This window comes from Pseudomonas rubra (assembly GCF_028656935.1).
GTDB lineage: Bacteria > Pseudomonadota > Gammaproteobacteria > Pseudomonadales > Pseudomonadaceae > Aquipseudomonas > Aquipseudomonas rubra.
The window spans coordinates 107,630-129,581 of record NZ_JAMDGZ010000052.1 but is presented as its reverse complement, the minus strand read 5'-3'; the positions used below and the strand labels follow the sequence as shown (position 1 = coordinate 129,581).

At 64.1% G+C, this 21,952-nt stretch carries 17 protein-coding genes; 12 read left to right on the top strand and 5 right to left on the bottom strand.

Features of this window, described 5'->3' with window-relative positions:
• Positions 1-3 precede the first annotated feature (3 nt).
• From M5G17_RS22645 to M5G17_RS22635, 3 genes are all read right to left on the bottom strand, one after another.
• On the bottom strand, positions 4-681 hold the full coding sequence (locus M5G17_RS22645; RefSeq protein WP_273895120.1) for a Crp/Fnr family transcriptional regulator: 678 nt from the start codon (positions 679-681) through the stop codon (positions 4-6).
• Between the two features lie 88 nt (positions 682-769).
• Positions 770-1,417, bottom strand: coding sequence for a two-component system response regulator NarL (gene narL, locus M5G17_RS22640; protein ID WP_273895119.1), 648 nt, complete (start codon positions 1,415-1,417; stop codon positions 770-772).
• On the bottom strand, positions 1,414-3,216 hold the full coding sequence (locus M5G17_RS22635; RefSeq protein ID WP_273895118.1) for a HAMP domain-containing protein: 1,803 nt from the start codon (positions 3,214-3,216) through the stop codon (positions 1,414-1,416). Before M5G17_RS22635 ends, narL begins: the two co-directional genes overlap by 4 nt.
• A 316-nt stretch (positions 3,217-3,532) precedes the next feature.
• Between M5G17_RS22635 and M5G17_RS22630 the strand changes: the two genes are divergently transcribed.
• The 12 genes from M5G17_RS22630 to M5G17_RS22575 all read left to right on the top strand — a co-directional run bounded on the left by M5G17_RS22630 (position 3,533) and on the right by M5G17_RS22575 (position 19,730).
• Positions 3,533-4,828, top strand: a complete 1,296-nt coding sequence (locus M5G17_RS22630; RefSeq protein WP_273895117.1) for an MFS transporter — start codon at positions 3,533-3,535, stop codon at positions 4,826-4,828.
• Positions 4,815-6,212, top strand: a complete 1,398-nt coding sequence (locus M5G17_RS22625; protein ID WP_273895116.1) for a NarK family nitrate/nitrite MFS transporter — start codon at positions 4,815-4,817, stop codon at positions 6,210-6,212. Before M5G17_RS22630 ends, M5G17_RS22625 begins: the two co-directional genes overlap by 14 nt.
• A gap of 73 nt (positions 6,213-6,285) precedes the next feature.
• Entirely contained in the window at positions 6,286-10,053 is a 3,768-nt protein-coding gene (locus M5G17_RS22620; protein WP_273895115.1) for a nitrate reductase subunit alpha, read from the top strand.
• A gap of 11 nt (positions 10,054-10,064) precedes the next feature.
• Positions 10,065-11,603, top strand: coding sequence for a nitrate reductase subunit beta (narH, locus tag M5G17_RS22615; RefSeq protein WP_273895114.1), 1,539 nt, complete (start codon positions 10,065-10,067; stop codon positions 11,601-11,603).
• A gap of 2 nt (positions 11,604-11,605) precedes the next feature.
• A complete protein-coding gene (gene narJ, locus M5G17_RS22610) occupies positions 11,606-12,361 on the top strand; it encodes a nitrate reductase molybdenum cofactor assembly chaperone (protein ID WP_273895113.1) in 756 nt (251 codons plus the stop codon).
• Positions 12,354-13,034 (top strand): respiratory nitrate reductase subunit gamma, encoded by a 681-nt coding sequence (gene narI, locus M5G17_RS22605; RefSeq protein WP_273895112.1) that lies wholly within the window; start codon positions 12,354-12,356, stop codon positions 13,032-13,034. The genes narJ and narI overlap by 8 nt, the downstream gene beginning before the upstream one ends.
• 10 nt (positions 13,035-13,044) lie before the next feature.
• Entirely contained in the window at positions 13,045-13,977 is a 933-nt protein-coding gene (locus M5G17_RS22600) for a peptidylprolyl isomerase (RefSeq protein ID WP_273895111.1), read from the top strand.
• Positions 13,978-13,987: 10 nt separating this feature from the next.
• On the top strand, positions 13,988-14,980 hold the full coding sequence (gene moaA / locus M5G17_RS22595) for a GTP 3',8-cyclase MoaA (protein WP_273895110.1): 993 nt from the start codon (positions 13,988-13,990) through the stop codon (positions 14,978-14,980).
• A gap of 214 nt (positions 14,981-15,194) precedes the next feature.
• Entirely contained in the window at positions 15,195-17,207 is a 2,013-nt protein-coding gene (locus M5G17_RS22590; RefSeq protein WP_273895109.1) for a ribonucleoside triphosphate reductase, read from the top strand.
• Positions 17,208-17,238: 31 nt separating this feature from the next.
• The gene (nrdD, locus tag M5G17_RS22585; RefSeq protein WP_130264377.1) at positions 17,239-17,406 is read left to right on the top strand and encodes an anaerobic ribonucleoside-triphosphate reductase; all 168 of its coding nucleotides are present in this window, start codon (positions 17,239-17,241) and stop codon (positions 17,404-17,406) included.
• Complete coding sequence (locus tag M5G17_RS22580; RefSeq protein ID WP_273895108.1) at positions 17,403-18,098, top strand: anaerobic ribonucleoside-triphosphate reductase activating protein; 696 nt, start codon at positions 17,403-17,405, stop codon at positions 18,096-18,098. Before nrdD ends, M5G17_RS22580 begins: the two co-directional genes overlap by 4 nt.
• 12 nt (positions 18,099-18,110) lie before the next feature.
• Positions 18,111-19,730, top strand: a complete 1,620-nt coding sequence (locus M5G17_RS22575) for a methyl-accepting chemotaxis protein (protein WP_273895107.1) — start codon at positions 18,111-18,113, stop codon at positions 19,728-19,730.
• Here M5G17_RS22575 and M5G17_RS22570 read toward each other — a convergent pair.
• Together M5G17_RS22570 and M5G17_RS22565 are read right to left on the bottom strand one after the other, a co-directional pair.
• Entirely contained in the window at positions 19,727-21,106 is a 1,380-nt protein-coding gene (locus M5G17_RS22570; protein ID WP_273895106.1) for a 4Fe-4S binding protein, read from the bottom strand. The genes M5G17_RS22575 and M5G17_RS22570 overlap by 4 nt on opposite strands.
• Positions 21,094-21,948, bottom strand: coding sequence for an FTR1 family iron permease (locus M5G17_RS22565; protein ID WP_273895105.1), 855 nt, complete (start codon positions 21,946-21,948; stop codon positions 21,094-21,096). Before M5G17_RS22565 ends, M5G17_RS22570 begins: the two co-directional genes overlap by 13 nt.
• Positions 21,949-21,952 lie beyond the last annotated feature (4 nt).

The following is a 21,952-nucleotide window of genomic DNA, read 5'->3' as shown; positions in this document are numbered from 1 at the left end:
GGGCTATCCCGTGTAGCTGGCCAACTCATCGGCAGCCAGGATATGAATACTGCGCCGCTCCATGGCAATCAGGCCGCTTTCCACCAACCGGTGCAGGGTGCGTGAAAAGGTCTCCGGCTGGATGCCAAGCTTTGAGGCCACCAGGCGCTTGGACACCTGCAACTCGACCCGGCCAGTGTCCGGGTCGCATTCTTGCAGCAGGAAGTTGATCACCCGCCGGCTGGCGCTGGCCGAGGTCAGGGTGTCGATGTCCTTGAGGCGCTGATGCAGGTGGATGCTCATGCTTGCCAAGATGGCCAGGCACACCTGCGGCTGGTCTTCCAGGGCGTTGCGGTAGTGGCCGCCGTCGATGCTGATGAGTACGCAATCCTTGAGCGCAGTGGCTGTCACCGGGTAGCTGCGGGCCTGGCTGAACAGCAGCGCTTCGGCAAAGGTCTGCCCCGGCTGGATGATTTCCACCAGGTGCTCCTGGCCCTCGGCGCTGAGCCGGTAGAGTTTGATCTGGCCACTGACCAGCAAGAAGAAGCGCTTGGCCGGGTCGCCCTGGTGCATGAGCGTGTCGTGGCAGCTCAGGCGCCGGAGCATGGCCAGGCCGCAGACGTCCTCGAAGACTTTCTCCGGCAGTTGGCTGAACAGGTGGTGACGACGTAAAACCAGAACGGTAGAAGGGTGGGTGAGCATGGCGTCCTCCGCTGGCGCCTATGGTAAAACCTGCGGCGCCGGCGGCCCATGCCTCTGCCGGTCTACCTCCAAAGGGGCAGTCTGCAGCTCAGGCGCTGTGGCGCAGGTGCTCCATGGCCCACACCGCCGCCTCCACCCGCGACCGCAGGCCGAGCTTGTGCAGCAGGTTCTTCACATGCACCTTGACCGTGCCCTCGGTGATGCCCAGCTTGTGGCCAATGACCTTGTTGCTGTAACCGCTGGCGATGGTCTTGAGCACCTGGCGTTCGCGGTCGGTGAGTTCCACTTCCGGCTGGCGCGGAGGCGAGCGCAGGGCCTGGGCCATGACCCGGGTCAGGCCCGGGCTGATCACCAGGGCGCCGGCCATGGCGTCGCGGATGTACTGGATCAGCAGCTCAGGCTCCATGTCCTTGAGCAGGTAGCCGTCGGCGTCCAGGCGCAGGGCGTCGCGGATGTCGTCTTCGGCATCGGACACGGTGAACAGCAGCACCTTGCCGGCAAAGCCCTGGTTGCGCAGGTGGCGCAGGGTTTCAATGCCGTTCATCTGCGGCATGTTGTTGTCCAGCAGCACCAGGTCCGGTTGCAGCGAGGGGATCAGCGCCAGGGCTTCTTCGCCATGGTTGGCTTCGCCGACGATGTCGAAGTCGTCTTCGAGTTCGAGCATCTGGCGGATGCCGCGGCGCATCATCGGGTGGTCGTCGACCAACAATATGCGGTAGCGCGGGGAGGGGTTCATACAGGGTTACCTTCGTTCAAGTGCCCGAGAAATTCCGGGCGAAATTCCATCTGTACCCGGGTGCCTTGGGGCTCCCGGCCAACAATGTGCAACTGCCCGCGCAGGCTGCGCGCGCGTTCGTCCATGATGTTCAGGCCATGGTGCTCACGCAGGTCATGGGTGCCGCTGAACCCACGGCCATCGTCCTCGATCGACAGGCACACCTGCTCGCCATGCTGGCGCAACTGCAGCCAGGCGTTCTGCGCATGGGCGTGGCGCAGGCAGTTGGACAGCGCCTCGCGGGTGATTTGCAGGATGTGGATCTGCTCGCTGGCCGACAGCTCGAACGCCAGGCTGTCGACGTGCAGGTGCACCTGGAACTCGCCGCGGCGGGAGAACTCTTCGGCGGTGTCCTTGAGTTCCTGGACCAGGCCGGCGTCGTGGATTTGCAGGCGAAAGGTGGTGAGCAACTCGCGCAACTGGCGGTAGGCGTTGTTCAGGCCTTCGCGCAGTTCGGCGGTGACGTTTTCCAGGGTCGCCACCGGTTCGCCACGGCGCATCAGCGTTTGCATGCGGCTGACCTGCAGCTTCATGTACGACAGCGCCTGGGCCAGGGAATCGTGCAGCTCGCGGGCGATGATCGCGCGCTCTTCGAGCAGCACCAGGCGGTGGTCCTGTTCGCGCTGGCGCTTGAGTGACAGCGAGGTGCCGATCAGGTTGGCCAGGGCCTGGATCAGTTCGGTTTCCCAGGCTTGCGGGTCATGGCTGTCAATAAACTGCGCCTTGAGTTCACCCAGGGTGCTGCCCTGGTTGCTGATGCTGAAGGCGTGGTGGTTGCCGCGCTGGTGGCGCTGGCAACTGGCGCAATCGCTGACCGCGCAGATCTTGCGGCTGTCGGCGCCATGCAGGGCCAGCAGTTGCTGGTCCGGGGCCTGCACCTGGCCGTGCAGGCACAGCGACAGGCGCAGCCCCGGCAGCCGCTGTTGAAAGCGCCGGATCAGCTCATCGAGGCCTTCGGCGTTGGCCAGCCGCGTGGCCAGGCTGCGGCTGCTCTGGTACAGCAGTTCGAGGGCGGCGTTGGCCTGTTGCAGGTTGAGGGTTTTGTGCTGCACCTGGGTTTCCAGGGTGCGGTGCGATTCTTCGATGGTCTGGGCCATGGCGTTGAAGCTGGTGGCCAGCTCGCCCAGCTCATCCTCGGACTGATGATTGACCCGGGTCTGGAACTCGCCCCGGCGAAAACGCTGGGTGGCGTCCACCAGCTCCTTCAAGGGGCTGATCACGTTGTACTGCAGCTCATACAGGCCAAACAGCAGGACGATCATGGTGGTGAACAGCGCCGCGCCCTGGATCACCTGCTGCCAACCCTGTTTATGTTCGCTCTGCTGTTGCAACAGGCTGACGAACTGGTTGAGCTGGTCGACGAAGGGCAGGGTGCTGGCCTGAAAGCCTGCGGCGTTGCCACCTTGCAAGGCCGGCAGCAGGGTCTGCTGCCAGTAGTCCTGCAACTGCTGATAACTGGCCTGCAGTTCGCGGTTTTTGCCGTCTTCGAGCACCGCGTACAGCGCTGGGCTGTTGAGCCGCTGCTGCAGGCTGTCGCGGATACGTTCGAGCTCGGCGGGCTCGGCGCCGGCGGCCAGCTTCCAGGCCAGGTGGTAGGTCTCCATGCGCACGGAGCCCGCGGTGTTGATGGCCGCCGCGTCACCCTGGCTGAACCAGGCGATCAGCCCGGCGCTGAGCGAGCTGGCCAGGGCCAGTACGGCGATCAGAATCACCGCAAGGCCCGCGCGGGCAGGCAACGAGCTGCGCAGCCAGCCGATCATGGGCGTGGGCCGGGGGTGAGGTGGGGAAAACGGCACATGGAGCACTCCAGGGTGTTGCAGCTGATCGTTTCGCAGCCGGTCCCTGGCGCTCTACCTCTAAAGAGTTTGCAACCGCCAGTTTTGCCGCCAAGCCTGGCGGGAAACTGACAACACCCTGATAAACAAAGGGTTTAGAGGTTTTTCGGCGCTACCTCGTTGGAGGTAGGCAGCCCAAGCATAGGCCCAGTAGCGCCAGGGCTTCTTTGATCGGGGTCAAGTTTTATCGGGGTTTGCCTCTCTAGTCTGCGGCCCATGGCTACCTGACTGGAGACCCAAGATGACTCAACCGCGAATACGCCAAGGCCTGGTGCTGGGCATGAGTACGCTGGCCTTCACCGTGTGCTTCATGGTCTGGATGATGTTTGCCGTGCTCGGCGTGCCGATCAAGGACCTGCTGCAGCTCAACGAAACCCAGTTCGGCCTGCTGGCCGCCACCCCGGTACTGACCGGCTCGCTGGTGCGCCTGCCACTGGGCATGCTCACCGACCGTTTCGGTGGGCGCAGCGTGTTCTTCCTGTTGATGCTGGCCTGTGTGTTGCCGCTGTACCTGATCAGCCACGCCACCGCGTACTGGCAGTTCCTGGTCCTGGGCTTGTTCGTCGGCCTTGCCGGTGGCTCGTTCTCGGTGGGCATTGCCTATGTCGCCAAGTGGTTCGACAAAGACAACCAGGGCCTGGCCATGGGCATTTTCGGCGCCGGCAACGCCGGAGCGGCGGTGACCAAGTTCCTTGCCCCGGCGCTGATTGCCGCCGGCAGCTGGCAACTGGTACCGAAAGTGTTCAGCGCAATCTTGTTCATCACCGCGCTGCTGTTCTGGTTCCTCAGCGCCGAAAACAAGGCCCACCGCAGCGCCTCGGGGGCAAGTCTTGGTGAGCAACTCAAGGCCCTGTCCGAGCCTGCGGTGTGGCGCTACTGCCAGTACTACTCGATTGTCTTCGGCGGCTACGTGGCCCTGGCGCTGTGGATGACCAAGTACTACGTCCAGGAATACGGCTTCAGCCTGCAAAGCGCGGCGCTGCTGGCCGCCTGTTTTTCGCTGCCGGGCGGGGTGCTGCGCGCCGTCGGCGGCTGGATGTCGGACCGCTGGGGCGCGCAGAGCGTGACCTGGTGGGTGCTGTGGGTCAGCTGGATCTGCCTGTTCCTGCTGTCGTACCCGCAAACCCAGTTGCAGGTGCAGACCCTCAATGGCCCGCTGGACTTTCACATCGGCCTGAACCCTGCGCTGTTCACCGTGTTGCTGTTCGTCATGGGCATCGCCTTCGCCTTCGGCAAGGCCTCGGTGTTCAAGTACATCGCCAACGACTACCCGCAGAACATGGGCGCGGTGTCCGGCATCGTCGGGCTCGCTGGCGGCCTGGGCGGTTTCATCCTGCCGATCCTGTTCGGCGCGCTGGTCGACCTGACCGGTGTGCGCTCTTCCTGCTTCATGTTGATGTACGGCGTGGTCTGGGTGTCGCTCATCTGGATGTACTTCAGCGAAGTCCGCAAGCGCCCGCTGCTGGGCAAACAGCCCGCAGCCGTCGCCCCTCCGTTTTCCAGTATTGCCCAAGGAGAAGACCATGTCGGTTCTTAAACAGCCTGACCAAGGCCCGGTGATTCACGACTGGCGCCCTGAAGACCCTGCATTCTGGGGCCGCAGCGGCAAGAAAACCGCGACCCGCAACCTGTGGATCTCGATCCCCGCACTGCTGTTGGCCTTTGCTGTGTGGATGGTCTGGAGCACGGTGATCGTGCGCCTGAATGCCATCGGCTTTAACTTCAGCACCGACCAGCTGTTCTGGCTGGCGGCCTTGCCGGGGCTGTCGGGAGCGACCTTCCGGGTGTTTTACTCGTTCATGGTGCCGATCTTCGGCGGCCGCCGCTGGACGGCCCTGAGCACCGCTTCGCTGCTGGCGCCCGCGCTGTGGATGGGCTTTGCCGTGCAGGACCCGAACACCCCCTACAGCGTGTTCGTGATGATTGCCCTGCTGTGCGGCTTTGGTGGCGGCAACTTCGCCTCGAGCATGTCCAACATCAGCTTCTTCTACCCCAAGTCGCAGCAGGGCACCGCCCTGGGCCTGAACGCCGGGCTGGGTAACCTGGGCGTGTCGGTGATGCAGTTCTGCGTACCGCTGGTGATCACCTTCGGCCTGTTCGGCGCCCTCGGTGGCCAACCGCAAGTGCTGGCCGACGGTGGCCGGCTGTGGTTGCAGAACGCCGGTTTCATCTGGGTGCCGTTCATCCTCCTGGTCACTGTGCTGGCCTGGTTCGGCATGAACGATCTGTCCAGCGCCAAGGCCTCGTTCAGCGAGCAGGCGGTGATCTTCAAGCGTAAGCACAACTGGCTGATGTGCTGGTTGTACCTGGCCACCTTCGGCTCGTTCATCGGCTTCTCGGCGGCCTTTCCGCTGCTGATCAAGACTGCCTTCCCGCAGGTCAATGCCCTGACCTTTGCCTTCCTCGGCCCACTAGTCGGTGCCCTGGTACGCCCACTGGGCGGCTGGCTGGCGGACAAGCTTGGCGGCGCGCGGGTAACCCTGTGGAACTTCGTGCTGATGATCGTCATGGTCTTCGGCGTGCTGGCATTCATTCCCGCCCAGGGCGAGAGCGGCAACTTCTACGGCTTTCTCGGCATGTTCATGCTGCTGTTCATCACCACCGGCATCGGCAACGGTTCGACCTTTCGCATGATCCCGGTGATCTTCCGCACCCTGCACGAAAAGGCCGCCAGCGGCAAAGGCGCAGCCGCCCGTGAGCAGGCGCTCAAGGACGCCGGCAAGGAGTCGGCCGCAGTGCTCGGTTTCAGCTCGGCCATGGGCGCGTTCGGCGCGTTCTTCATTCCCAAGACCTTCGGCAGCTCCATGGCCCTGACCGGCGGCCCGCAGATGGCCTTCTACATGTTCGTCGGCTTTTACCTGAGCTGCATTGTCGTGACCTGGTGGTGGTACGCGCGCAAAGGCGCCGCGACCCCCTGCTGACAGTACCCCGAATTCACACCTTGCCCGGGCGGGGCACAGAACCCCGCAGCAGCAAGCCTGAGAGGAAAGCACCATGAGTCATTTACTGGATCAACTGCGGTTCTTCAACCGCAAGCAGGGCGAGTTCGCCGACGGTCATGGCGAAACCCGTAAAGAGTCGCGCGATTGGGAGAACGTCTACCGTTCGCGCTGGCAGTACGACAAGATCGTGCGCTCCACCCACGGGGTCAACTGCACCGGCTCCTGCTCGTGGAAAATCTACGTGAAGAACGGCCTGATCACCTGGGAAACCCAGCAGACCGACTACCCGCGCACCCGCAACGATTTGCCCAACCATGAGCCACGTGGCTGCCCGCGCGGGGCCAGCTACAGCTGGTACATCTACAGCGCCAACCGCCTGAAATACCCGAAGATCCGCAAGCCGCTGCTCAAGCTGTGGCGCGAGGCGCGCCAGAGCATGGCGCCGGTCGAGGCCTGGGCGTCAATCGTCGAGAACAAGGCCAAGGCCGACAGCTACAAGAGCAAGCGCGGCATGGGCGGTTTCATTCGGTCGAGCTGGGATGAAGTCACCGAGATCATCGCCGCCGCCAACGTCTACACCATCAAGCAGTACGGCCCCGACCGGGTAGTGGGCTTCTCGCCGATCCCGGCGATGTCGATGGTCAGCTACGCCGCTGGTGCCCGCTACCTGTCGCTGCTGGGCGGCACCTGCCTGAGCTTCTACGACTGGTACTGCGACCTGCCGCCGGCATCGCCGATGGTCTGGGGCGAGCAGACCGACGTGCCGGAGTCGGCCGACTGGTACAACTCCAACTACATCATCGCCTGGGGTTCCAACGTTCCGCAGACCCGTACCCCTGACGCGCACTTCTTCACCGAGGTGCGCTACAAGGGCACCAAGACCGTGGCCATCACCCCCGACTATTCGGAAGTGGCCAAGCTCACCGACCTCTGGCTCAACCCCAAGCAGGGGACCGACGCGGCCCTGGCCCAGGCCTTCAACCATGTGATCTTCAAAGAATTTCACCTGGACCAGCCCAGCGCCTACTTCACCGAGTACGCCAAGCGATACACCGACCTGCCGGTGCTGGTGCTGCTCAAACCGATGCTCGGCACCGCGCCGGGCAACGGTTACCAGCCAGACCGCTTCCTGCGCGCCTCGGACCTGGCCGACAACCTTGGCCAGGACAACAACCCGGAATGGAAAACCATCGCTGTCGATGCGAGCGGCGAACTGGTCTCGCCCCAGGGCTCGATCGGTTATCGCTGGGGCGAGCAGGGCAAGTGGAACATCCTCGCCCGTGAAGGCGGCGAGGGCCGTGAGATCGACCTGAGCCTGAGCCTGATCGGTGGCGACGTCGCCGAAGTGGCCTTCCCGTATTTTGCCGGTGAAAGCCACGAGCACTTCCAGCACGTTGCCGGTGACGCCGTGCAGTACCGCCGCGTACCGGTGCGCAGCCTGACCCTGGCCGATGGCAGCCAGGTCAAGGTGGCCACGGTGTTCGACCTGTCGGCGGCGAACCTTGCCATCGACCGTGGCCTGGGTGGTGCCAATGTCGCCCGCGACTACGATGATGCCAGCGTGCCCGGCACCCCGGCCTGGCAGGAGCAGATCACCGGCGTCAGCCGCGAGAAAGCCATCCAGATCGCCCGCGAATTTGCCGACAACGCCGACAAGACCCGTGGCCGCTCGATGATCATCGTGGGCGCGGCGATGAACCACTGGTACCACATGGACATGAACTACCGCGGGCTGATCAACATGCTCATGCTCTGCGGTTGCGTCGGCCAGACCGGCGGCGGCTGGGCCCACTACGTCGGCCAGGAAAAACTGCGCCCGCAGTGCGGCTGGCTGCCCCTGGCCTTTGGCCTGGACTGGAGCCGGCCGCCACGGCAGATGAACGGTACCAGCTTCTTCTACGCCCACAGCTCGCAGTGGCGCCACGAGAAGATGAGCATGCACGACGTGCTCTCGCCCCTGGCCGACAAGAGCCAGTTCCCCGAGCACGCGCTGGACTACAACATCCGCGCCGAACGCGCCGGCTGGTTGCCCAGCGCGCCGCAGCTCAACACCAACCCCTTGCACATCTGCCGCGACGCCGCTGCAGCCGGCATGGCGCCCAAGGACTACGTGGTCAAGGGCCTGCACGACGGCAGCCTGCGCTTTGCCTGCGAGCAGCCGGACAACCCGGTGAACTTCCCGCGCAACATGTTCATCTGGCGCTCCAACCTGCTCGGTTCCTCCGGCAAGGGCCACGAGTACATGCTCAAGTACCTGCTCGGCACCCGCAACGGCGTGATGAACGAGGACATCGGCCAGGTCGGCGACTGCAAGCCGCAAGAAGCCGAATGGATCGATGAGGGCGCCATCGGCAAGCTCGACCTGGTGACCACCCTGGATTTCCGCATGTCCTCGACCTGCGTGTACTCCGACATCGTCCTGCCGACCGCGACCTGGTACGAGAAGGACGACATGAACACCTCGGACATGCACCCCTTCATCCACCCGCTGTCGGCCGCCATCGACCCGGCCTGGGAGTCGCGTTCGGACTGGGAAATCTACAAGGGTATCGCCAAGGCCTTCTCGGCCATGGCCCAAGGGCACCTGGGCATCGAACAGGACCTGGTTACCGTGCCGCTGATGCATGACAGCGTTGGCGAGCTGGCCCAGCCGTTCGGCGGCACCGACTGGAAAACCGCAGGCGTTGCGCCGCAACCGGGCAAGAACGCGCCGAACCTGCAGGTGGTCGAACGTGACTACCCGAACATCTACAAGCAGTTCACCTCGCTGGGCCCGTTGCTGGAAAAACTCGGCAACGGCGGCAAGGGCATCAACTGGAACACCGACACTGAAGTGAAGTTCCTCGGTGAGTTGAACTACCGCGAAGTCGAGCCGGGCATCAGCCAGGGCCGGCCGAAGATCGACACCGCCATCGACGCCGCCGAGGTGATCCTCTCGCTGGCACCGGAAACCAACGGCCATGTGGCGGTCAAGGCCTGGGCGGCGCTGTCGCAGTTCACCGGCATCGACCACAGCCACCTGGCGCTGTCCAAGGCCCACGAAGCGATTCGCTTCCGCGACATCCAGGCGCAGCCGCGCAAGATCATCTCCAGCCCGACCTGGTCGGGGCTCGAAGATGACCATGTCAGCTACAACGCAGGCTACACCAACGTCCACGAGAACATCCCGTGGCGCACCATCACCGGCCGCCAGCAGTTCTATCAGGATCACCCGTGGATGCAGGCGTTCGGCGAGCAGTTGATGAGCTACCGGCCACCGGTCAACACCCGCACCATCGCCGGGGTGAAGGACAAGCGCAGCAACGGCGAGACCGAGATTGTCCTGAACTGGATCACCCCGCACCAGAAGTGGGGCATCCACAGCACCTACAGCGACAACCTGCTGATGCTCACTCTCAGCCGTGGCGGGCCGATTGTCTGGCTCTCGGAGATCGACGCGAAGAAGGCCGGCATCGAGGACAACGACTGGATCGAGTGCTTCAACGCCAACGGCGCGCTGACAGCGCGGGCGGTGGTCAGCCAACGGGTCAAGGAGGGCATGGTGATGATGTACCACGCCCAGGAACGGATCGTGAACGTGCCGGGCGCCGAAACCACCAAGACCCGCGGCGGCCACCACAACTCGGTCACCCGCGTGGTGCTCAAGCCGACCCACATGATCGGCGGCTACGCGCAGCAGGCCTACGGCTTCAACTATTACGGCACGGTCGGTTGCAACCGCGACGAATTCGTCGTGGTGCGCAAGATGGCCAAGGTCGACTGGCTCGACGGTTCGCGCGGCGATGAGCTGCCACGTCCACTGCCGACCGACATCGAATAAGGAGTGCTGTCATGAAGATCCGTTCACAAATTGGCATGGTCCTGAACCTGGACAAATGCATCGGTTGCCACACCTGCTCGATCACTTGCAAGAACGTCTGGACCAGCCGCGAAGGCATGGAGTACGCCTGGTTCAACAACGTTGAATCCAAGCCTGGGGTCGGCTACCCGAAAGAGTGGGAAAACCAGGACAAATGGAAGGGCGGCTGGGTGCGCAACGCCAACGGCTCGATCAACCCGCGCATCGGCGGCAAGTTCCGGGTGCTGGCGAACATCTTCGCCAACCCTGACCTGCCGAGCCTGGATGACTACTACGAGCCGTTCGACTTCGACTCCCAGCACCTGCACACCGCGCCCCTGGGCGAGCATCAGCCGACTGCGCGGCCGCGCTCGGTGGTGTCCGGCAAGCGCATGGAAAAGATTGAATGGGGCCCGAACTGGGAAGAAATCCTCGGTACCGAGTTCGCCAAGCGGCGCAAGGACAAGAACTTCGACCAGATCCAGGCCGACATCTACGGTGAGTACGAAAACACCTTCATGATGTACCTGCCACGCCTGTGCGAGCACTGCCTGAACCCGGCGTGCGCGGCGTCCTGCCCCAGCGGGGCGATCTACAAGCGCGAAGAGGACGGCATCGTTCTCATCGACCAGGAAAAATGCCGCGGCTGGCGCATGTGCATCAGCGGCTGCCCGTACAAGAAGATCTACTTCAACTGGAAGAGCGGCAAATCCGAGAAATGCATCTTCTGCTACCCGCGCATCGAAGCCGGCATGCCCACTGTGTGCGCCGAAACCTGCGTGGGCCGCATCCGCTACCTGGGCGTGCTGCTGTATGACGCCGACCGCATCGCCGAGGTGGCCAGCACCGCCAACGAACATGACCTGTATGAAAAGCAGCTGGAGATCTTCCTCGACCCCAACGACCCGGCGGTGATCCGCCAGGCCCTGGAAGACGGCGTGCCGCAGTCGGTGATCGACGCCGCGCAACGCTCGCCGGTGTACAAGATGGCCGTTGACTGGAAGCTGGCACTGCCGCTGCACCCTGAATACCGCACCTTGCCGATGGTCTGGTACGTGCCGCCGCTGTCGCCGATCCAGAACGCCGCAGCCGCCGGTACCGTGGGCATGAGCGGGGTGATCCCGGATGTCGACAGCCTGCGCATTCCGCTGCGCTACCTGGCCAACCTGCTCACCGCCGGTGACGAAAAGCCGGTCAAACGCGCGCTCAAGCGCCTGCTGGCCATGCGCGCCTACAAACGCGCCGAGCAGGTCGAAGGCGTCCAGGACCTCAAGGTGCTTGGCGACGTCGGCTTGAGTGTGAACCAGGTCGAGGAGATGTACCGCTACCTGGCCATCGCCAACTATGAAGACCGCTACGTGGTGCCCAGTGCCCATCGTGAAGAAGCCATGAGCGATGCCTTCGCCGAGCGCTCCGGTTGCGGCTTCAGCTTTGGCAGCGGTTGCAGCGGCAGCTCCGACACCAACATGTTCGGGGCAAAGAAAGCCAACCGCCGCGACATCCTCAAAACCGTACAGCTGTGGGAGGAATGAGCATGCGTATTCTCAAAGTGATTTCGCTGCTGCTCGATTACCCGAATGAAACCCTGGTGGCCGGCCGCGACGAGCTGGAGCAGGCGATCATCCAGGCGCGGGAAATCAGCCCGCGCCAGCGCGGTGCACTGTTCGAGCTGCTGGAGCTGATCTGCAACAACGACCTGATGGATGGCCAGGAGCATTACGGCGCGCTGTTCGGCCGTGGCCGCTCGTTGTCGCTGCTGCTGTTCGAACACGTGCATGGCGAGTCCCGCGACCGTGGCCAGGCCATGGTCGACATGCTTGCCCAGTACGAAGAGGCGGGCTTTGCCATCGGCGTCAAGGAGCTGCCGGACTACATCCCGTTGTACCTGGAATACCTCTCGACCCGCGAAGACCTTGAGGCCCGCGAGGGCCTGGCTGATGTCGCGCACCTGCTGGCGCTGCTCGCCGCACGCCTGGAGGAGCGCGAGAGCGCCTATGCCAGTTGCTTCCGGGCGCTGTTGCAGATTGCCGGCGCCGAACCGCACCAGGCGGTGGCCGACTTGCGCGAGCAAGTGGCGGCCGAGCAACGCGATGACTCCCTCGAAGCCCTGGACAAGATCTGGGAAGAGGAGGCGGTGGACTTTCTCAAGGCCGAGCAGCAGGAGCGTTGCAGTTCACTGCCCAGCGCCCCGGGCAAGGCCCGCGAAGAAAGCGCGGTACCGCTGCACTGGGTCGATTTTCAGCATCAAGGCCAGGCCGGCGCGCCGGCCACGGAGGTGGGCAATGTCTAAGTGGAACCTGTTGTTGTTCGGGATTTATCCCTACGTGGCCCTGGCCATCTGCTTGCTTGGCAGTTGGGCGCGCTTTGACCTGTCGCAGTACAGCTGGAAGGCCGGTTCGAGCCAGATGCTCGACCGGCGCGGCATGCGCGTGGCGAGCAATTTCTTCCACATCGGCGTTTTGTTCGTCCTGGCCGGGCATTTTGTCGGCCTGCTGACCCCGGCGTCGGTCTATCACCATGTGATCAGCACCGAGCACAAGCAACTGCTGGCGATGGTCTCGGGGGGCTTCTTCGGCCTGCTGTGCCTGATCGGCCTGATCATGCTGCTGCACCGGCGTCTGACCGAGCCACGGGTGCGCGCCACCTCCAGCACCTCGGACATCCTCATCCTGCTGGTGCTGCTGGCCCAGTTGGTACTCGGCCTGCTGACCATCGTCGCTTCAACCGGCCACATGGACGGCTCGGTGATGGTCATGCTCGCCGACTGGGCGCAGAACACCGTGCTGTTGCGCCCGGTGCAAGCGGCGGCGGCAATTGCCCCGGTGAGCCTGGTGTACAAGCTGCATGTGCTGCTGGGCCTGAGCCTGTTCGTGCTGTTCCCCTTCACCCGCCTGGTGCACATCGTCAGTGCGCCGGTGTGGTACCTGGGGCGGCGTTATCAAATCGTTCGGCAGAAAGTCTGAGGAGGTTGCCATGGCTAGCGGATGTGGATGTGGCGGCAGTAACGGTGGCGGCGGTGGTTGCGGGTCTTCGACCGTCGTTGATTCAACGGTCATTGAGGCCGGGCCAGGTGCCCTGGCGGTGGAACTCGAACCGCCGGTGCAACTGATTGCCAGCAGTGAACAGGAATGGCCGATCATCAGCGTCAATGCTGTACCGATCAGCCCCGAGGCCCTGGCCCAGGAGCTGCAATACCACCCGGCCGCCGATCGCGAGGAGGCCATGTACATGGCCTCCCGCGCCCTGGTGATTCGCGAGCTGATGCAGCAGCGCATTGCCGAGCTGGGGTTGTCGGTGCAGGTCGGCGCCGGTGAGCACCAGGAGGAAGCGGCCACGCGCTTGCTGCTTGAGCGCGAGGTGCAGGTGCCGATCTGTGACGAGGCCACCTGCCAGCGCTATTACGACAGCAACCGCGGGCGCTTTCACAGTGCGCCGCTGCTGGCGGTGCGGCACATCCTGCTCGAATGCGCGCCGGACGATGCCGAGGCGCGCAGCCTGGCGCTGGTACAGGCCGAGATTCTCCATGAACGCCTGCTGCAGTTCCCCGAGCAGTTTGGCGAACTTGCGCAGAAGTACTCGGCCTGCCCGTCGAAGGCCCAGGGCGGCGAGCTGGGGCAGATCAGCAAGGGCCAGACCGTGCCGGAGCTGGAGCGCCAGTTGTTCACCCTGGCGCCGGGGCTGGCGCTCAAGCCCCTGGAAAGCCGTTACGGCTGGCACCTGGTCAGTGTCGACCAGCGTATCGAAGGCCAGGCCTTGCCATATGAAGCGGTGGCCACGGCGATCCGCACCCAGTTGCAGCAGGGCGTGTGGCAAAAAGCCCTGGTGCAGTACCTGCAAACCCTGATCGGTGCCGCCGACATTCGCGGCATCCGCTTGCAGGGCGCCGATTCACCGCTGGTGCAATAAGGGGAAGGTGATGAGCACTGTGATGCAGGACGGCTTCGGGCGGCAGATCGATTACCTGCGCATGTCGGTGACCGATCGCTGTGATTTTCGTTGTGTGTACTGCATGGCCAAGCACATGACCTTCTTGCCGCGCCAGCAGGTTCTGACCCTGGAGGAGTTGCGGCGCCTGGCCACGTTGTTCGTCGCTCAGGGGGTGCGCAAGATCCGCCTGACTGGTGGCGAGCCGTTGATTCGCCCCGGCATCGTCGAGCTGTGCCGTGACATCGCCGCCTTGCCGGGCCTGCGTGAACTGGTGATGACCAGCAACGGCTCGCAACTGCAGCGTTTGGCCCGGCCGCTGGTAGAGGCCGGGGTCAAGCGCATCAACATCAGCCTCGACAGCCTGGACCCCGAGCGCTTCCGGGCGATTACCCGCAATGGTGAGCTTGATCAGGTGCTGCGCGGCATCGAGGCGGCGCGTGATGCTGGTTTCGAGGGGGTCAAGCTCAACTGCGTGGTGATGAAGGGGCGCAACTTCGATGAGGTGCCGGCGCTGCTGCAGTACGCCATCGAGCAAGGCATCGACATCACCTTTATCGAAGAAATGCCCTTGGGCGAGGTGGGCCGTTCGCGCGGCGAGTCGTTCTGCAGCAGTGACCAGGTACGGGCGCTGATTGCCAGCCGCCACGCCTTGCTCGACAGCGCCGAGCACAGCGGCGGCCCGGCGCGCTACATGCGCCTGGCCCGGCATCCGGCGACCCGCATCGGTTTCATCTCGCCCAACAGCCACAACTTCTGCGCCACTTGCAACCGGGTGCGGATGACCGTGGAGGGGCGCTTGTTGCTGTGCCTGGGGCAGGAGGATTCGCTGGATCTACGCGGTTTGTTAAGGCGCTATCCGCTGGATGACCAGCCGATCATCAATGCCCTGCAACAGGCGTTACGGCGCAAGCCCTTGCGCCATGATTTCAATCCGCAGGGGGAGGTGCAGATCTTGCGCTTCATGAACATGAGCGGGGGGTGAGGGTGGCCGTTCTGGCCTCATCGCTGGCAAGCCAGCTCCCACAGGGACTTGTGGGAGCTGGCTTGCCGGCGATGGCTGCGCAGCAGCCTGGGTTTACTGCACAACCTGGCAACCTTGATATCGATCAATTCTTTCCACCGGCTTTGCCCGTAGCCTACACCGCATATTGTGTTTTAAGTTTTATAAACATCTATATGTAGTGTCTGGAGGGCAAATGCACAGCACGCTGATCAGGGTAGGGCATAACCGGTTGCACAAGCGCGACGGCAGCCTGGTGGCCTTTGATGCGGACAAGATCCGCCAGGCATTGATCGCCGCCGGCAAGGCCACTGGCGAGTATGCCGAGGCCGAAGCGGACGGTTTGCTCGACGCCGTGCTCGCCCATCTGGAAGGCTATTCGAAGCTGCACGTCGAGCAGGTCCAGGACCGGGTCGAGCGGGTGCTGATGGATGCTGGCCATTTCCTCTCGCTGCGCGCCTATATCGTCTACCGCGAGCAGCATGGCCGCCTGCGCCGCGACCGCAAGACGCTGGTCGAGGTCGCAACCTCGATGAACGAATACCTCAACCGCGAGGACTGGCGGGTGCAGGCCAACGCCAACCAGGGCTATTCCCTGGGCGGGCTGGTGCTCAATGTCGCCGGCAAGGTCACCGCCAACTACTGGCTCGACGAGGTCTACAGCGAAGCCATTGGCCGCGCCCACCGCGAGGCCGACCTGCATATTCACGACCTGGACATGCTCGCCGGCTACTGCGCCGGCTGGTCGCTGCGCAGCCTGTTGCACGAAGGCCTCAATGGCGTACCGGGGCGGGTCGAGGCCGGGCCGCCCAAGCACCTGGGCAGCGCCCTGGGGCAGATGGTCAACTTCCTCGGCACCCTGCAGAACGAGTGGGCCGGGGCCCAGGCGTTCAGCTCGTTCGACACCTACCTTGCGCCCTATGTGCGCAAGGACCAGTTGAGCTACGAGCAGGTGCGCCAGGCCATCCAGGAGTTCATCTACAACCTCAACGTGCCGTCGCGCTGGGGCACGCAAACGCCCTTTACCAACCTGACCTTCGACTGGGTTTGCCCGCAAGATTTGCGCGAGCAGATCCCGGTGATCGACGGCGAGGAAATGCCCTTTGCCTATGGCGAGCTGCAGGCCGAGATGGACCTGCTCAACCGTGCCTACATCGAGGTCATGCAGGCCGGCGATGCCAAGGGCCGGGTGTTCACCTTCCCGATCCCGACCTACAACATCACCCACGACTTTGCCTGGGACAGCGACAACGCCGAGCGCCTGTTTGAAATGACCGCCCGCTATGGCCTGCCGTACTTCCAGAATTTCCTCAACTCGGACATGCAACCCAACCAGGTGCGCTCGATGTGCTGCCGCCTGCAGCTGGATGTGCGCGAGCTGCTCAAGCGCGGTGGCGGGCTGTTCGGTTCGGCCGAGCAGACCGGCTCGCTGGGCGTGGTGACCATCAATTGCGCACGCCTGGGCCATGTCTACAAAGGTGATGTCAGCGGCCTGTTGCAGCGTCTGGACGCTCTGATGGAACTGGCCATGGAGAGCCTGGAGGTCAAGCGCAAGGTGATCCAGCACCACATGGACGCCGGCCTGTACCCCTACACCAAGCGTTACCTGGGGACCTTGCGCAATCACTTCTCGACCATTGGCGTCAACGGCCTGCACGAGATGCTGCGCAACTTCAGCGACGACCAGATGGGCCTGCACACCGGCCAGGGCCGGCGCTTCGCCTTGAACCTGCTGGACCACGTGCGCGCCACCCTGGTGCGTTTCCAGGAAGAAACCGGCCACTTGTACAATCTTGAAGCCACTCCGGCCGAAGGCACCACCTACCGTTTTGCCAAGGAAGACCGCAAGCGCTTCCCGGACATCCTCCAGGCCGGTTGCAGCCAGGCGCCGTACTACACCAACTCTTCGCAGCTGCCGGTGGGCTACACCGACGACCCGTTCGAAGCCCTGGAACTGCAGGACGAGCTGCAATGCAAATACACCGGCGGCACCGTGCTGCACCTGTACATGGCCGAGCGGATCTCTTCGGCCCAGGCCTGCAAACAATTGGTACGCCGAGCCCTGGAGCGGTTTCGCCTGCCGTACCTGACGATTACCCCGACTTTTTCGATCTGTCCGGTACACGGCTACCTGGATGGCGAACACGAGTTCTGTCCCAAGTGCGACGAGGCGCTGCTGCTGGCCCAGCAGCAGGGCAGCCTGCACTGACCCCTTATTTTCAACAGCAAGGAGCTTCATCATGACTGCACAGCACACCCTGCCCGTGGCGCAACGCCAACGGTGCGAAGTCTGGACCCGGGTCATGGGTTATCACCGCCCGGTGTCGGCGTTCAACCCTGGCAAACAGTCCGAGCACAACGAGCGACAGCATTTCAACGAGCGCGTGGCAACGGCCGGGCACCCATGACCCCAGCGCTGCGGGTCGGGGGCATGGTGCCCCTGACCACCCTCGATTACCCCGGCAGGCTGGCCTGTGTGCTGTTCTGTCAGGGTTGTGCCTGGCGTTGCCGTTATTGCCACAACCCGCAACTGATCCCGCCCCGGGGCAGCGCTGAGCTGCCCTGGGCGCAGGTGTTGGAGTTTTTGCAGCGGCGCCAGGGCCTGCTCGACGCCGTGGTTTTCAGCGGCGGCGAACCGACCCTGCAGGACAGCCTGGCCGAGGCCATGGCCCAGGTCCGGGCCATGGGCTTTGCCGTTGGCCTGCACAGTGCCGGGATCAAGCCCCAGGCCCTGGCCCGGGTGCTGCCCGGCGCCGACTGGGTGGGCTTTGACGTCAAGGCCCTGGCCGAGGACGGCCAAACGGTTACCGGCGTGCGCGGCAGTGGCCAGGCTAACTGGCGCAGCCTCGACTACCTGCTGGCCAGCGGCGTCGACTATGAATGCCGCACCACGGTGCATTGGCACCTGATCGATCCCCCTCGACTCATCACCCTGGCCCGGCGCTTGAATGCGCTTGGGGTCAAACGCTTCGTCGTGCAGTTGGTGCGCACGGCACGCATGCTCGATGAGCAGTTGCCCAGTGCTTCGGCACAAAGCTTGCTGCCCGAGCTGTGGGGCACCCTCCACGCGCTGTTTCCCGCGTTCGAAGTACGCGACTAGTAAGGCTTTGAAATGAACAGATTGACCACAGCACAACGTATCCTCATCGGCTTTGCCATTGCGCCCCTGGCGCTTCTGGGCCTGGCTTTCTATGCACTGCACGACCTGGCCACGCTCAAGCAGCAGGCGGTGGTGATCGTCCAGCAGGACTGGCCGAAGATCGAGCCGATCATGGTCATCGCCACCGGTGTGCGCGACAACGCGCGCAACACCCGTGACCTGCTGATCGACAAGGACAACCTGCAGGTACAGCAGGCCATCGATACTACCAAGCAGCGCATCACCCAGGCGCTGGCAACGCTTGAGCCGTTGTTCTATTTGCCTGAAGGCAAGGCTGCCTACGCTGCGCTCAAGAGCAGCCGCGAAGCCTATGTCGCGGCGTTCACCCAAGTGCAGCAGCTGATTCGCCAGGGCGACGGGCAAGCGGCCATGGCCCAGCTCAAGCAGCACGTAGTGCCTGCCGAGGCCGAGGTCTACAAGAACCTGGAAACCCTGATGGCCCTGCAAGGGCAGATCTTCGCCGACCGCGAACAGGCCGCCCAGGCCCTGTACAACGATGCGCGGTTGAACATGCTCGGGCTGTTCGTACTGTGCCTGCTGGCGGTGATCGCGGCCGCACTGCTGGTGACCCGCAGCGTCACCCGGCCTCTGGGCGGCGAGCCGGATACTGCCGCGCGGGTGCTCAGCCAGATCGCCCAGGGCGACCTGACCATCGAGGTGCCGACCCACGCCAGTGCCGAGGGCAGCGTGATGCTCAATATGCAGCAGATGCAGCAGAGCCTGAACAGCATGGTCAAGCACATTGCCGCCTCGGTGGAGCGGGTGGCCAGCTCCAGTGAAGAGCTCAGCGCGGTCAGCAGCCAGACCAGCAGCAGCCTGCAGTTGCAGGGCCTGGAGATCGAACAGGCGGCAGCGGCGGTCAACGAAATGACCGCCGCGGTGGATGAGGTGGCACGCAATGCGGTGAGCACCAGCGAAGCCTCGAAGGTGTCCGAGCAGACTGCCCAGCGTGGCCGTGAACAGGTGCGCGAGACTGTAGCCTCGATCAGCGCCTTGGCCGAAGGCGTGACAGACACCTCCGAGCGCATCCAGCAACTGGCCGGCCGGGTGCAGGACATCAGCACCGTGCTGGATGTGATTCGCAGCATCGCCGAGCAGACCAACCTGCTGGCGCTCAACGCTGCCATCGAAGCGGCCCGCGCCGGTGACGCCGGGCGCGGCTTTGCGGTGGTTGCCGACGAGGTGCGGGCGCTGGCCCACCGCACCCAGGCCTCGACCCAGGAGATCGAACAGATGATCGGCAATATTCGTCAGGACACAGGCCAGGCCGTGACCGCCATGCTCAGCAGCAGCGAGCGGGTGCACAGCACCCTGGAAGTGGCTCAGCGTGCCGGCGAGGCGCTGGAGGCGATCACCCGGTCGATCTCGCAGATCAACGAACGTAACCTGATGATTGCCAGTGCCACCGAAGAGCAGGCCCTGGTGGCCCGCGAGGTGGACCGCAACCTGGTGGGCATTCGCAACCTCTCTGAACAGGTGCTGCTGGGTGCGCAACACACCGACACCGCCGGCCAGGACCTGGCGCAGATGGCTGGCAGCCTGAGCCAGACCGTGGCGCGCTTCAAGGTTTAGCTCCAACCCCAGAACTGCAACCACCAGCCATAGCCCACCGCGGCTATGGCCAGCAGCAGGCAAGCGCTGGCGCTGCAACGGCGCCAGCCACCCAGGTTATGCCTGGCCAGCAGCTTGCTCGCTAATAGCAGGCTCCAGCCCATGGCCGCGAGCAGCAATGTGGCCCTGGCCGGCTGCACCCACTCCAGCAGCAAGCCTTCATAGCGCAGCAGCTTGACCGTGGTCGCCGACAGGCCGAGAAACAGGCCGGCAGCACCCAGCGGCGTAAGGCTCAGGCTCAAGGGCCAGAACAGCGCCGGATCGCCTGCCAGGCGTGCGGCCAGGCGCAGCAGTAGCCACAACACGCCCCCCAGCAGCAGGGCACTGCCAGTCAGGTACAGGACGATACTCAAACCGTCGAGCCAGCTGAAGCTGTCGTTGAGCTGCGGGTAGTGGGTCAGCAGCCACCAAGGCGCGTTGTCTTGCAGCGGCCAGAGCAGATCGGCCTCGACCAGCCACTGCGCCAGGTGCTGTTTGAGCGCGATGAACCAGGGGCTGACGGTCCATTGGAAGGCGCCCATGGCCAGGCCAATCACCCCGAACAACAGCAGGCGGCTATCCCAGGGCGAAGGCGCGCGCGTGGCCGATTCAAGGATTTCCTGGTTGCTGGAACGGGCGATCAACTGCACCGCGCCGCGTTGCCCGGCGCAGCGGCCACAGGCATGGCAATCACGGGCGCCGCGCATGCGCCGGATATCCAGTAACGGGGCGCAGTTGGGCGGTGGCAGGCGCGGCCCGGCGTTGGCTTGCCAGCGCTGTTCATCGACCTGAAAGTGCACCGGCGCAAGGCGTGCGAGCAGGGCAAAGACACCGCTGACCGGGCACAGGTAGCGGCACCAGATGCGCTTGCCGCGCACGAACAGCAGGCCGACCAGCACCGCCGCCAGGGTCGAGCCACCAAGAATCAGCAGCGCCGCCTGGGCGTAGTCATACACGCTGATCAACTGGCCATAGAGGGTGGTCAGGCAGAACGCCAGGGTCGGCCAGCCGCCCCAGCGCACCCAGCGCGGTACGCCCATGCCCTTGCCGTACTGGCTGGCCCATTCGCTCAACGCGCCTTCGGGGCAAAGCACGCCGCACCAGAGCCTGCCGAACAGCACAATCGACAGCAACACGAACGGCCACCAGATGCCCCAGAACAGGAACTGGGCCAACAGCGTCAGGTTGTCGAGCATTCGCGCCTGGCTATCAGGCAGTGGCAACAGTGCTGGCAACACCAGCAACAGGGCATAGCACAGCACCACCGTCCATTGCAGCAGCCTGATCACCCCGGCGTGGCGGCGCATGCCGTCGCCCAGGCGCTGTAGCCAGCGGTTGTGCAGGCTCAGGCCGGACATGGCGCGCTGCCTGTTCGGCGCTGCAACAACCAGCTGCCAACACTCAACCAGTAGCCCGCCAGCACCAGCAGGGTAAGGGCGCTGGGGCTGGCCCGGTAGCCGGCGAAGGCGGCGAGAAAACCGCCCAGGCCATGACTGTCGCTCAGCCACGGGCTGCTGTCCCACAGTGCGTCACCGACCAGGCTGTAGGCCATCTCGGGGAGTTCCAGGGCCAGCAACTGGCCGCCGATGCGTTCGCTGGCGCTGACCAGCAAGGCGGCGGCGAGCAGCAGCAGAACCGCCTCGCTGAAAGCGAAAAAGCGTGGCCAGGACAGCCAGCGCCGGCTGCTATGCAGCAGGGCGATGGTCAGGCCCGAGAGCACCAGCCCGGCAATGCCGCCCACGGCAAAAAGGCCCAGTTGCGGCCCCTGCAGGCGGGCGCCGGCACCGTAGAGAAAGACCACGGTTTCGCTGCCTTCACGGCTGACCGCAAGCATGGCCAGGAGCATCAGGCCCAAGCCGCCCTGACGTGCCAGTTGCTGCTGGGCCTGGCGTTGCAGCTGGCCTTTGAGCGTGCGTCCATGCCGGTGCATCCAGCTAACCATCTGCACCATCAACAGGCTTGCCAGTAGTGCCAGAGCTGCCTGGAACCATTCATTGCCGGCGCCGCTCATGGCTTGTCCGGCAAACAGGATCAGCAGCGCCAGCACTCCCGAGAGCAACAAGCCCAGGGCTACGCCGGCCCAGAGAAATCTGAGCAGGCGCCGGGCACCTTGTTGCTGGCCGGCCCAGGCCTGAAGAATACCGATCAACAGCAAGGCCTCGACGCTTTCGCGCCAGACGATGAACAGTGCCTGGTTCATGAAA